13 protein-coding genes are annotated in these 12,028 nt (G+C 73.4%); 6 read left to right on the forward strand and 7 right to left on the reverse strand.

The features are described 5' to 3' along the window. Positions 1 to 290: 290 nt before the first annotated feature. A complete protein-coding gene (locus tag HT134_RS05945) occupies positions 291 to 956 on the reverse strand; it encodes an ArsR/SmtB family transcription factor (protein ID WP_246364176.1) in 666 nt (221 codons plus the stop codon). Between the two features lie 68 nt (positions 957 to 1,024). On the opposite strand from HT134_RS05945, the gene HT134_RS05955 reads away from it, so the two are divergent. The 3 genes from HT134_RS05955 (at position 1,025) to HT134_RS05965 (ending at position 4,192) form a co-directional block, all read left to right on the forward strand. Further along, complete coding sequence (locus HT134_RS05955) at positions 1,025 to 2,665, forward strand: MFS transporter (protein WP_246363549.1); 1,641 nt, start codon at positions 1,025 to 1,027, stop codon at positions 2,663 to 2,665. Positions 2,666 to 2,721: 56 nt separating this feature from the next. After that, complete coding sequence (locus HT134_RS05960; protein WP_175599181.1) at positions 2,722 to 3,528, forward strand: serine/threonine-protein kinase; 807 nt, start codon at positions 2,722 to 2,724, stop codon at positions 3,526 to 3,528. 451 nt (positions 3,529 to 3,979) lie between these two features. Beyond that, the gene (locus HT134_RS05965; RefSeq protein ID WP_175599182.1) at positions 3,980 to 4,192 is read left to right on the forward strand and encodes a hypothetical protein; all 213 of its coding nucleotides are present in this window, start codon (positions 3,980 to 3,982) and stop codon (positions 4,190 to 4,192) included. A 51-nt stretch (positions 4,193 to 4,243) separates the two neighbouring features. Here HT134_RS05965 and HT134_RS05970 read toward each other — a convergent pair whose 3' ends face one another. Then, complete coding sequence (locus HT134_RS05970; RefSeq protein ID WP_175599183.1) at positions 4,244 to 4,993, reverse strand: lysophospholipid acyltransferase family protein; 750 nt, start codon at positions 4,991 to 4,993, stop codon at positions 4,244 to 4,246. Continuing rightward, positions 4,986 to 5,933: a cytochrome P450 family protein gene (locus HT134_RS05975; RefSeq protein ID WP_175599184.1), complete on the reverse strand. Its 948-nt coding sequence runs from the start codon at positions 5,931 to 5,933 to the stop codon at positions 4,986 to 4,988. Before HT134_RS05975 ends, HT134_RS05970 begins: the two co-directional genes overlap by 8 nt. A gap of 55 nt (positions 5,934 to 5,988) precedes the next feature. Between HT134_RS05975 and dhaK the strand changes: the two genes are divergently transcribed. From dhaK to HT134_RS05990, 3 genes are read left to right on the forward strand one after another with little or no spacing between them, the layout of a single operon-like run. Continuing rightward, on the forward strand, positions 5,989 to 6,969 hold the full coding sequence (dhaK, locus tag HT134_RS05980; RefSeq protein WP_175599185.1) for a dihydroxyacetone kinase subunit DhaK: 981 nt from the start codon (positions 5,989 to 5,991) through the stop codon (positions 6,967 to 6,969). Then, a complete protein-coding gene (dhaL, locus tag HT134_RS05985; protein WP_246363550.1) occupies positions 6,966 to 7,751 on the forward strand; it encodes a dihydroxyacetone kinase subunit DhaL in 786 nt (261 codons plus the stop codon). Before dhaK ends, dhaL begins: the two co-directional genes overlap by 4 nt. After that, the gene (locus tag HT134_RS05990; RefSeq protein WP_175599186.1) at positions 7,751 to 8,128 is read left to right on the forward strand and encodes a PTS-dependent dihydroxyacetone kinase phosphotransferase subunit DhaM; all 378 of its coding nucleotides are present in this window, start codon (positions 7,751 to 7,753) and stop codon (positions 8,126 to 8,128) included. The genes dhaL and HT134_RS05990 overlap by 1 nt, the downstream gene beginning before the upstream one ends. 61 nt (positions 8,129 to 8,189) lie before the next feature. On the opposite strand, the gene HT134_RS05995 is transcribed toward HT134_RS05990, so the two are convergent. The 4 genes from HT134_RS05995 to HT134_RS06010 are packed head-to-tail and all read right to left on the reverse strand — an operon-like array spanning position 8,190 to position 11,905. After that, positions 8,190 to 9,881, reverse strand: a complete 1,692-nt coding sequence (locus HT134_RS05995; RefSeq protein ID WP_175599187.1) for a thiamine pyrophosphate-binding protein — start codon at positions 9,879 to 9,881, stop codon at positions 8,190 to 8,192. Next, positions 9,878 to 10,699: a cyclase family protein gene (locus HT134_RS06000; protein ID WP_246363551.1), complete on the reverse strand. Its 822-nt coding sequence runs from the start codon at positions 10,697 to 10,699 to the stop codon at positions 9,878 to 9,880. Before HT134_RS06000 ends, HT134_RS05995 begins: the two co-directional genes overlap by 4 nt. A gap of 53 nt (positions 10,700 to 10,752) precedes the next feature. Then, positions 10,753 to 11,436, reverse strand: coding sequence for an Rv1352/Rv1906c domain-containing protein (locus HT134_RS06005; protein ID WP_175599188.1), 684 nt, complete (start codon positions 11,434 to 11,436; stop codon positions 10,753 to 10,755). 40 nt (positions 11,437 to 11,476) lie between these two features. Continuing rightward, the gene (locus HT134_RS06010) at positions 11,477 to 11,905 is read right to left on the reverse strand and encodes a CBS domain-containing protein (protein ID WP_175599189.1); all 429 of its coding nucleotides are present in this window, start codon (positions 11,903 to 11,905) and stop codon (positions 11,477 to 11,479) included. Between the last annotated feature and the right edge of the window lie 123 nt (positions 11,906 to 12,028).

Consider the following 12,028-nt stretch of genomic DNA (forward strand, 5'->3'; position numbering starts at 1 on the left):
CCACCGCGATGCCAGGCGCCACCGTCCAGGCGCGCTACCAACGAGAAACGAGATCGGCCAGCCCCGGACCAGCCCCACCCATCGGGATACGCCGCACAGGCCACCTATCAGCGGGACACGCCGCAGAGCACGTTCACCAGCGAGATCCTTCCCCAGTGAACGCGACCAACGGGATCCCGCGCGCTCAGCCACCACCGCATCGGAGATACGCCGCAGCACACTCACCAGCCACGACGCCCCCAGAACCCGCCCACGAGCCGCGACGCGTGCCATGACGGAGTCCCTCTCCATCAAGCGCCCTCGTCCGAACCTCCCGGTCCTTCAGCGCCTTCCTCCACCACCACGTCGTCGTCCGCGGCATCGGACAGCCCCACCGGGAACGTGTCGAAGTGCACCACCACGTGGCCAAGCGTCGGATCCGGCCTCCCCCCGGAGCGTTCCTGCCTCTGATCCGCCATCACGCGGTACCTGTCCAGCACCTCCAGGACCTCGTCCCTCATGTCCTCCGCCTCCTGCGGCGTGAGCCGGAGCGATCGGCGGCCGAAGCCGCTGGCCTGGACCCATTCCTCGGGCGCCGTCGTGGCCTCCGCGCGCCAGCGCGCCAGCTCGGCGCCGCGCTGCCGGATCAGGTCGTCGAGCAGGAACGAGAACGCGCTCGCCGCCTCCGGGTCGTCCCGTGACGGCTCCCCGTACGTGAAGCCGCCCGGCACGATGCGCCAGTACTTCTCCTTGCCCTTGCCCAGTTCCGGCGCCGTCTCGATCATGCCGTGCCTGGCCAGCTCCCTGAGGTGGTAGCTGGTGGCGCCGGTGTTCTGTCCCAGCAGCACGGCCAGGCGGGTCGCCGTCGAGGGGCCGTGCTCGTCGAGCAGCTCGTACAGGCACAGGCGCAACGGATGGGCGAACGACTTCAGCGCCTTGGCGTCGAGGGTCCGCGCGGAATAGCTCTTGCTTCGCATCACTGTGCACACCTATCTTTGCAAAGAAATCTATGCACACTTTCCCTTACACACTATCGGAGCGAACCATGCCGAGTCTCGGGCGCGCGTTCACGTTCCTGTGGTCGTCCACGGCGTTGTCGAACGTGGCGGACGGCGTGCTGAAGGTCGGCGCGCCGCTGCTGGCCGTCTCGATGACCCGATCGCCGACGCAGGTCTCGCTGGTGGGAGCCGCGGTCACGTTGCCGTGGTTACTGTTCGCCCTGCACGCCGGGGCGATCGCCGACCGCACGGACCGGCGGCGGATCATGGTGCTCGCCAACGCCGCCCGTGCCGGGGTGCTGGTGCTGGGCGGGGTACTGGCCCTGTCCGGGGCGCTGGACCTCTGGGGGATGCTGACGATCCTGCTGATCTCGGGGGTGTCGGAGGTCTTCGCGGACACCTCCGCCCAGTCGGTGCTCCCCATGACGGTGCCGGCGAACCGGCTCACGGCCGCCAACGGCCGCGTGGTGAGCGCCCAGATGATCGGGAACGAGTTCCTCGGGTCGCCGCTGGCGGGCTTCCTGGTCACGCTGCTGCCGGTCGCCGTACTGGGCGCGCCCGCGCTGCTGTACGGGGCGGCGGGGGTGTTGCTGCTCGGCATGCGTGGGGACTACGCCCCGCGCCCGACGAGGCCCCGGGCAAGCACCGAGGAAAGCGCGGAGAACGGTGCCGCGGGCGGCGCTCCGCAACTCGCCCGGGAAGGCGCTGAGGACGTCCCTAGGGAAGGCGCCCGCGAAAGCACCGAGGACTACGCCCGGGAAGGCGCCCTCGAAAGCATCGAGAGCGCCCGGGAAGGTGTACGTGAAGGTGCCCAGGAGGGTGCCCAGGATGACGTCCGTGAAGGCACCTCGCAGGGTGCGCGAGAAGGCGCTCAGGCGGGTGCGCAGGAAGGCGCCAAGGAAAGTTCTCGCGAAGGCACCGAGGAAGGTTCTCACGAAGGTACCGAGGAAGGTTCTCGCGAAGGTACGCCCGAAGACACTTGGGGAGGCGCTCGAGAACGCACCGGAAAGAGCGCGCAGCCCGCGCGCGCCGGTGGCCTCGGGCGGGACATCCGGGAGGCGCTGCGCTACCTCTGGGCGCACCGGTTCCTGCGCACCCTGGCGATCTCCGCCGGCATGCTCAACACCGCCAGCGCCGCCTACTTCGGTGTCCTCGTCCTCTGGCTCGTCGGCCCGGGATCCCGGGTGGGGCTCGCCCCCGAGGGCTACGGCCTCATGATGTCCGCGCTGGCCGTGGGCTCCGTGGCCGGGTCGCTGGTGGCCGAGCGGCTGACCGGGATGCTCGGTGAGGGCCGGACCCTGCTCGTCGCGTGGCTGGTGTCCGCCCTGCTCTATCTGGTGCCCGTGCTGGTGCCCGTCGCGTGGGTGCTCTACCCGACTGCTGTCCTGTGGGGAGTCGCCGGCGGCGCGGGGAACGTGCTCGTGGTCTCCATCCGCCAGCGGGTCATCCCGTCCACGCTGCTGGGCCGGGTGAACTCCGCGTACCGGTTGGTCGGGATGGGCGGGATGCCCGTGGGGGCCGCGCTCGGCGGCGTGCTGGGCGAGATCGCCGGGCTGCCGGCGGTCTTCCTGGGGGCCGCGGGCGTCGCCCTGGCCGCCGTGGGGCTGGTGTGGCGTGTCGCACGCGGCCCAATTTCCATGCCGTTGACCAGCGATCATTCAGTTCGCCGCACATCCGCGTCTGTTTAGGCACACTATGACCGGTGGCGAGATGACATGATTACCTCGGGCAACGAGGGGATGGCATGCGGGAGATCGGCGGACGGTACCTCCTGACCGAGGAGGCCGGTCGTGGCGGTATGGGAGTCGTCTGGCGGGCATTCGACCAGCTGCTCCATCGTGAGGTCGCGCTCAAGGAGCTGACGCTGACCGGCGAGGCCGAGATGGTCCGCCGGCGTGTCCTCCGGGAGGCCAGGATGGCCGCCCGCCTCACACACCCGAACATCATCACCGTTCACGACCTCATCGAAGAGGGCGGCAAGCTCTGGATCGTGATGGAGTACCTCGACGGGCTCTCCCTCCACCAGCTGCTCTCGCAGGTCGGCACGCTGCCCGCCCAGTCCGTGGCCGCGATCGGCCAGCACCTGCTCGCCGCGTTACGCACCGCCCACCAGGCGGGCGTGCTGCACCGTGACGTGAAGCCGGCGAACGTCATGCTGACGGGCGACCGCGTGGTGCTGACCGACTTCGGCATCGCCACCGCGGAGGGCGACATCCGGATGACGACCTCACGCCGGCTGCGGGGCACTCCCGCGTTCATGGCGCCCGAGCGGCTGCACGGCGGGCCGGCCAGCAAGGAGGCCGACATGTGGTCGTTCGGCGCGACGCTGTACAGCGCGGTGGAGGGGCAGCCGCCGTACCCGGGGCAGGACGCGGCCACCGTGCTCGGCATGGCCCGCAGCGGCGGTTACCCGCCGCCCCGCCGCGCCGGAGTCCTGCGGCCGCTCATCGAGGGGCTGCTGCATCCAGACCCGGTACGCCGCTTCACTCCGGAGCAGACGGCGGGCCTGCTGGCGGGCATGCGCGCCAGCAGCTACCAGGCCGCGATCTAGGCTGCCCCAGGCGGATCCGGGCAGATCCAGACATATCCAGGCGGGCGAGCGTTCCCAGACCGGTGTTCATAGACGGCGTCCCAGACCGGGCGCCGGCCGATGCGGACCTTGCCGCGGTCCGGCCGTCGAGCGCGCCGGTCGATGCGTATCGTCGAGCGGCCCGGACGTCGGTCGGCCCCCGGCCGACGCGCACGGTTCGCATGGTTCCCACGGTTCGCACGTCGCGAGCCTCACCGGCCCCCGATCGTGATCGTGCGATGAACGTTTCACGCCCCGCCACCGCCGTCCCCCCGTCGGCCCTGGTCAGGACCGGCCCCACTCCCCCGGAGGGTCGCGCGCCTGTCGCGCGCGGGTGGCGGGTGCGATAGTGCGATCACCGCTCGCCACCCCGTGAGCCGGTCCGCGGACATCCGCGGCGCGTCCCTCGTGCGATGCCCCTGGGAGGAATCGGATGCGCAAGGTACGGGCCCTACTCGTCTCCGCCGCCGTGGCCACCGGCGTGCTCCTGTCCATGACGGCCGCGCCGGCGCAGGCCGAGAGCATCCGGTACGTCTACTACCTGCAGTCAGACTGCTACAACGGCGGCAACCTGGGCATCCAGTGGGGCTGGTGGACGTCCTTCCGCTGCTCCTACGAGAACGATCGCTGGTACCTCTACGCCTGAACACGCCTGAACACGCCCGAACCCAGCCCCCTGAATCGGCCGGGGCGTGCGCTAGGCCTCCTTCTTCGCGCGGGCCTCGGCCTCGGCGGCGTCCATCGCGGCGGCCTCCTCCGGCGTCGGCGCCGTGCCGCCCAGGTGCGCCGGCTGCCACCACACGCCCTGCGGGATCTCCGGGTACGTGCGCTGCGCCCGGTCCACCAGGGCCGTGAGCCGGCCGTGCAGGTCGGCCGTGTGGGCGTTGACGTCCTCGCCGCGCTTGGGGTGCATCGGCTCCCCCACGATGATCGTGATGGGCACGTGCCGCTGCGTCAGCGCCTTGGGCCGGCCCTTGGTCCACAGGCGCTGGCTGCCCCACAGCGCCACCGGGATGAGCGGCACGTTGGTCGCCTGGGCCATGCGGATGGCCCCGTTCTTGATCTCCTTCACCGTGAACGACCGGCTGATCGTCGCCTCGGCGAAGACGCCCACCACCTCGCCCGCCTTGAGCTTGCGCAGCGCCGTCGCGTACGAACCGGCCCCGGCGCCCCGGTCGACCGGGATGTGGTGCATGCCGCGCATGAGCGGCCCCGAGATCCGGTGCTCGAACACGTCCTGCTTGGCCATGAAGCGCACCAGCCGCTTGGACGGCAGCGCGGCGAACCCCGCGAAGATGAAGTCGAGGTAGCTGATGTGGTTGCTCACCAGCACCGCTCCGCCGGTCCGTGGCACGTGCTCGGTCCCCTCGAGGTGGAAGCGGTAGTCGAGCACGCGAAAGAGGGTCCGCGCGGCGGCGATCACCGGCGGGTACACGATCTCAGCCATGTGCCGAAGGTAGCCTAGGTTTCACCCTGGTGGGCAGCCGCACCATCCCCTGGACGTTGGCGTGGGCGGTGCGGGCGATGCCGCCGGGGTCCACGTCGTAGTCCGGATCCACGGCCCGGACGAGCTCCTCCAGCGTGACCCGCGCCTCCAGCCGGGCCAGCGGCGCGCCGAGGCAGTGGTGGCGGCCCGCGCCGAAGCTGATCGCCCTGGAGGTGTCGCGGGTCAGGAACGCCACGATCTCCTCGTCGCTCAGCCCGCCGTCGGCGACGAGCACGGAGACGAGGTCGTCGCGCGGCGCGGCCCGGCGCTCGGCCACGATCGAGGCGTAATAGCCGCCCAGGGAGAGCAGGTCGCGCACGGCCTCCTCCGTCATCGCCCCCGGCCCCCGAGCTCCGTCCCCGGAGCGGGCGGTGAGCCGTGCACCGTCCTCGGAGCGGCCGGTCAGCGGCGCCGAGTGGCGGCGTACGCCGGCCCGGTCGGACGGCGGCACGCCCATCAGCTCGGAGATCACGTCGAGCGGGATCCGGGCCGACAGCTCCTGCGCGAAGTCGAAGGAGCCCTTCTCGACAGCCCGCGCGACGTGCCCCCGGGCGATGTCGCGGATCATCGGTTCGAGGGCGGCGACGCGGCGGGCCGTGAAGCCGCGCGCGACGATCGCCCGCATACGGGTGTGGTCGGGCGGGTCCATGGCCACGAACGACAGGTAGGCACGCGCCCCCGGTCCCCACGCGCCCCGGTCGAGCATGGGACCGTGGTCGCTGGAGTACCGGGCGCTGTCGGCCAGCGCGGCGGAGACGTCGGCGTGGCGGGACAGCGCCCAGAAGCCGCGCTCCGGGTTGTGGTACAGCGGCGACTCGGCGCGCAGCCGCGCGTAGACCGGGAACGGGTCGGCGTTCACGTCCGGGTCGTACGGATCGTAGGCGAGGCTGGGAGGCTCCACGCCACACCACGCTACGACGCTTGCGACGGGCTGAAAACGGGCAGAAGTCGAGACCATGAAGAAGCTCATCAACGCCGCCGAGTCGCTGGTCGACGACGCCTTGACCGGCATGGCCGCGGCGCATCCGGGACTGCGGGTGCGCGACCGCGTGGTGCTCCGCGCCGAGGGGCCGCGCCCGGGCAAGGTCGGGCTGGTCTCCGGCGGCGGTTCGGGCCACGAACCGCTGCACGCCGGTTTCGTCGGGTACGGCATGCTGGACGCGGCCTGCCCGGGCGAGGTGTTCACCTCCCCCGTGCCCGACCAGGTCATGGAGGCGACCCGGGCGGTCGACGGCGGCGCCGGTGTGCTGCACGTCGTGAAGAACTACACCGGTGACGTGCTGAACTTCGAGATGGCCGCCGAGCTGTGCGACGACGTCACGGTGGCGAGCGTGCTGGTCGAGGACGACGTGGCCGTCCAGGACTCGCTGTACACGGCGGGACGGCGCGGCACGGGGGCGACGGTGTTCGTCGAGAAGATCGCGGGGGCGCTGGCCGAGGAGGGCGCGCCGCTGGCCGAGGTGGCGCGCGTGGCGGAGGAGACGGGGCGGCGCAGCCGGTCGTTCGGCATCGCGCTGACCTCTTGCACGACGCCCGCGGCCGGAAGGCCGACGTTCGACCTGCCGGCGGGCGAGGTGGAGCTGGGCATCGGCATCCACGGCGAGCCGGGCCGCACCCGGGCGCCGTTCGCCCCGGCCAGGGAGCTGGCCGCGGTGGCCATGGACGCCATCCACGGCGACCTGCCGCTGGAGGGTGACCTGCTGGTCATGGTGAACGGCATGGGCGGCACGCCGCTGCTGGAGCTGTACGTGGTCTTCGCCGAGGTGGAGGCGTACGCGCGGGGCAAGGGGGCGCGGGTGGCGCGCTCGCTGGTCGGCAACTACGTCACGAGTCTGGACATGCAGGGCTTCTCGGTGACGGTGTGCCGGCTGGACGACGAGCTGACGCGGCTGTGGGACGCGCCGGTCGAGACTCCGGCGCTGCGCTGGGGTCGATGATGAACGCGGCATCGGACGACGCGATGGGCACAGGAGCGGACGACGCGATGGGCGCTGGAGCGGACGGCCCGATGGGCTCGGGAGCGGACGGCCCGATGGGCGCGGAGACGGTGGCCGGGGGCGGCGGCGGGCTGGACACCGCGTTCTTCGTGGCCTGGCTGGAGGAGGCGGCCGGTGAGATCGCCCGGCAGCGGGACCGGCTGACCGAGCTGGACGCCGCCATCGGCGACGCCGATCACGGCACGAACCTCGACCGCGGCTTCTCCGAGGTCCTGCGGGCGTTGCGGGAGACGCCGCCGGCCTCACCCGCGCAGGCGCTCATGGCGGCGGGCGCGACGCTGATCCGCCGCGTGGGCGGCGCATCCGGCCCCCTGTACGGCTCGGCGTTCCGGCAGATGGGCAAGGCCTTGGACAGCGGCGAGGCGCCGGGCACGGCGGTGACGCCGGCGGCGTTCGCCGAGGCGTTCGGGGCGGGTGTCGTGGCGGTGGAGCGGCTGGGCAAGGCCGCCGCGGGCGACAAGACGATGATCGACGCGCTGGCCCCCGCGGCCCGCGCGCTGGCCCAGACCGTACGGGACGGCCTGGGGACCGGCGAGGCGCTGGCGCGGGCGGCCCGGGCCGCGGCGGACGGGGCGCGGGCGACGGTGCCGATGACGGCGCGGCGGGGACGGGCGAGCTACCTGGGCGAGCGCAGCGTGGGGCACGAGGACCCGGGCGCGGCGTCGTCGGCGCTGATCGTGGCCGCCCTGACCACCGCCGCCTCACGGACGGCGGCCGGCTGATGGTCGGGGTGGTGCTGGTGGCGCACAGCGCCGGGCTGGCGGAGGAGACGGCCGCGCTGGCGCGGGGCATCGCCGGGGAGACGGTTCCCGTGACGGCGGCCGGGGGCACCGAGGACGGCGGCCTGGGCACCAGCGTGGACCTCGTGGAGCGGGCGATGCGCGCCGCCGACCAGGGCGACGGCCTGGTGCTGATCGCCGACCTGGGCAGCTCGGTGCTGACGGCCCGCCTGGTGGAGGAGCCGGGCCGGGTCGTGCTGGCCGACGTGCCGTTCGTGGAGGGGGCGATCGCCGCGGCGGTGGCCGCGAGCGCGGACCTCCCGCTGGAGGCGGTCCTGGAGGCGGCCGAGGAGGCCCGCGGTTTCAGAAAGCTGACGTGAGCGAGCTGCGGGAAGCTGACGTCGGCTTCCCGCACCTGGCCGCAGCCGCCCGCGACTCGCCTCAGTGCCCCCTGAACGCCTCCTCCAGCCACCACGACGCCCGGTCCCGGGTCACCAGGGCGTGCACCAGCAGAGGCCGCTCGCGAGCCCCCTCCAGCCATTCCGAGACGCCCGCCAGGTCGCCCGGCGCCGTCACGGTGACCGCGTCGAACCCGTACCCCCGCCCGATCGCCGCCAGGTCGGCCGGCGGGAACGTCACCAGCCCGAGCGGGTGCCCGTGCGGACCGAAGTGGTGGACCTCCGCCCCGTACGCCTCGTCGTCGTACACCACGACCACCATCCGCAGCCCGAGCCGCACGACGGTCTCCAGCTCGGACGCGCCCATGAACGCCCCGCCGTCGCCCAGGGCGGCGACCGTCAGCCGGTCGGGCCGCGCGACGGCCGCGCCGACGGCGGTGGCGAGCCCCAGCCCGACCGACTGGAACGCCTGGGTGAAGCAGAAGCCCCGCTCGTCGGGCACGTCCAGGAACATCGACGGATAGCCCATGAAGTTGCCCGAGTCGACGGCCACGGTGCGCTCGGCGGGCAGCAGGTCGTCCAGGGCGATGGTGAGCGTGCGGGGGTCGATGCGGCCGCCGCCGCTCGCGTCGGTGTACGGCACGGCGCGCCAGCGGCCCTCGGCCGCGATGCGCGCGGCCGTCCCGGGCGAGCGGTAGCCGCGCTCGCCGTCGGGCTCCCGGGCCCCGTCGGCGGTGACGGCGGCGATCACCGCGCGGGCCGTGGCCGCCGTGTCGCCGATGACGCCCAGCCGTACGGTGCGGTGCAGGCCGATCGCGGCGTCGTCGAGGTCGACCTGGACGAGCGTCGTGTCCGGCCCGATGAGCGCGCCGTGGCGGGTGGTCCACATGTTCAGGGCGCAGCCCCAGCCGACGAGGAGGTCGGCGCCGCGGATCAGCTCGGCGGCGACGGGCGTGGCGAACCCGCCGCTGACGTCCAGGTCCCACGGATCGCCCCGGAACAGGCCGCGCGCGACCGCGGAGGTGGCGAGCAGGGCGCCGGTGAGGCCGGCCAGCTCCTCCAGCTCGCGGCGGGCGTGCCGGGCGCCGCGCCCGGCGACGAACACGGGCCGCCGCGCCGTGGCGAGCAGCCCGGCCAGCTCCGCGACGTCGCGGGGGTCGGGCACGGTGTGCGCGGGGTGCGGCGCCGCGACCGCGGCCCGGCCGGCGGCGACGATCTGGTCCAGGAACTCGCCCAGCGGTCCCCGCCACGGCACGGCGTCGGCCTGCGCGGCGAGCGGCAGGTTGAGCAGGACGGTGCGCCGCTCGTCCCAGGCGGTCCGGAAGGCGGTGACCGTCTGCTCGACCGCGTCCGCGCCGGCGGAGACGCGCAGCGGCACCGCGCCGACGGCCCGCGCGAGGGCGTCCTGGTCGATGTGGAAGTTGGAGCGGGCGTCGGTGGCCTCGCCCGCGAGCACGACCAGCGGGGTGCGGCTCTTGGCGGCCTCGGCGACGCCCGTCATCGCGTTGGTCAGGCCCGGCCCCTGGTGGACCGACACGATCCCGACCTTGCCGCTGGTACGGGCGTAGGCGTCGGCCGCCGTCGCCGCGCCGCCCTCGTGCCGCGTGGCGACGAAGCGCGCGCCGTGCGCCACGAGGGCGTTGGTGACGTGGAAGTTGCCGCTTCCGACGACGCCGAAGACGGCCTCGGCGCCGAGTGTGGCGAGCGTCCGCCCGACCGCCTCGGCGACGATCATCCGGACAGCCCGGTCTCGTGTTCGACGAGGGCGAGGACGCGGACGGGGCTGCCGGAGCCGCCGACGATGGGCAGCGGCGGCGCGATCACCACGGCGCCGGTCACCGGCAGCCGGTCGAGGTTGCGCAGCTGGGTCAGCCCGTACTTGCCGGCGCCCAGCAGGAACGAGTGGCAGGGGAACGCCGGGTCGAAGGAGTGGGCGGCGCCCGCGTCGGTGCCGACGGTCTCGACGCCGATCCCCAGGATCGGGGTCTGCTCGGCGAGCCAGCGCGCGCACTCCACCGAGACGCCCGGCGTGTGGGGGCCGGTCTCGTCGGCGTTGAGGAACGCGGCCTGCTCGCCCGAGCGGGCGTCCCAGCCGGTGCGGTAGAGCAGCCAGCCGCCCTCGGGCAGCGGGCCGTTGGCCCGTTCCCACTCCTTGACGTGGGCGATCTGGAGCAGGAAGTCGGGGTCCTTGCCCGCCTCGGCGGAGAAGTCGAGGACGACGGCGGGGGCGAGCAGGCTGCGGGGCGGCACCTGGGAGACGTCCTCGCCGTCGCGGGCCGTGGCCCAGTGGATCGGCGCGTCGAAGTGTGTGCCGGTGTGCTCGCCGGTGTGGATGTCGTTCCAGTACCAGCCGGGGCCGCGGTCGTCGTAGCGGCTGATCTCCTCCAGCCGGAACGGGATGGTGTTGCCGAACGGCTCCGGCAGCCGGAGGATCGGCGTCTCCTCGGACAGGGGCGCGGTGAGGTCGATCACCTCGATCCGCCCGTCGCGCACGCTCTCGATGAGACTCCGCAGCACCGGCATGTCGTCCTCCTCGGGGTCGCCTGGGTGCATCCTCCTACGCCGCCCCGCCCCGGGTCGAGCAGCCGCGGCGCGGCGGGTTCGCCTCAGGCGCGGGTCCACCCGGTGCAGCCGTAGGTCTGGAACGCCTTGTCCGTCGGGGCGATGACGACGGTGGCCGGGCCGCGCGGCATGTCGGCCGCGATGACGTCGGCGGCCCGCGCCGCGGTGCCCCGCAGGCGCGCCCAGTAGCACATGGGCTGGCCCTCGACGGGGCCGGAGGTCCGGTAGGTGCCCGGCTGGATGTCCACGCCGACCAGGAGCGTGCGGCGCGCGCCCGCGGGGCCCTCGGCGAGCGCGGTCACGACGGGGCCGGACGGGGTCGGCGCGGCGGGCGCTCCAGTGGTCAGAGGCGCCCCTGACGGGGACAAGGCGGTCGACGGGCCGGAGGGCAACGCCACGAAAGGCGGCTGCGCTCCGGGCGACTGCGCGACAGGCGGCCCGCCGGTGGACGGCCCGCCGGTGGACGGCCCCCCGCCGGGCGGCGCGCCGATGGACGGCGCCGCGTCCCCCGCCGGGGCCGTGGCCGGGGGTGTCGCCGGCTCGGCGGGCGGATCCATCCGCATCGTCATGCGCGGCAGCGGCTCGGCGGCCGTCTCCGTCGCGCCGAACCCCGCGACGAACCCGATGAGGAACCCCACCAGACCGGTCAGCCCCGACACCAGCAGGATGACGACAGGGCTGCTGGAGGCCCGCGGATAGTCCGGCGGGCGGTCAGGTCCGTACATCACCGGACAAGCGTCCCACCCGTGTCAACGGCCGGGCGGGCGGTCACCGGTGAAGGTAGTCGACCAGCGACGCCTTCTCCGTCTCCAGCTCCTCGATCGCGCTCTTGACCACGTCGCCGATGCTCACGATGCCCGCGAGCCGTCCCTCGTCCAGGACCGGCGCGTGCCGGAAGCGGTGGGTCGTCATCGTCTTGCGCAGCTCGTCGACGTTGTCGGTCATGCCGACGGTCCGCACCTCCGACGTCATGATCGACGAGACGGGCAGGTCCAGGATGGCGGCGCCGCGGTCGTGCAGGTGACGCACGATGTCGCGTTCGGACACGATCCCGGTGATCGTGGCGCCGTCGGAGGAGACCACCACGGCGCCGATGTTGTGCTCGGCCAGCGCCCCCAGGAGCTCGCGGACCGTCGCCTCAGGGGGCACGGTCGTCACCTGGCTGCCCTTGTTGCGCAGGATCGTCTTGACGAGCATGTGCACCACCTCGGCTCTCAGGTACCCGCCGGGCGCCGCTGCCAACCGTCCGGCCGGGTGTCTACCAGGCAAGCAACCCGGTGGGGACACCGTCAAGGGTTCCCGTAGGCTGCCTGCGTACCG

The sequence above is a fragment of the Nonomuraea rhodomycinica genome, assembly GCF_013363995.1.
GTDB classification, from domain to species: Bacteria; Actinomycetota; Actinomycetes; order Streptosporangiales; family Streptosporangiaceae; genus Nonomuraea; species Nonomuraea rhodomycinica.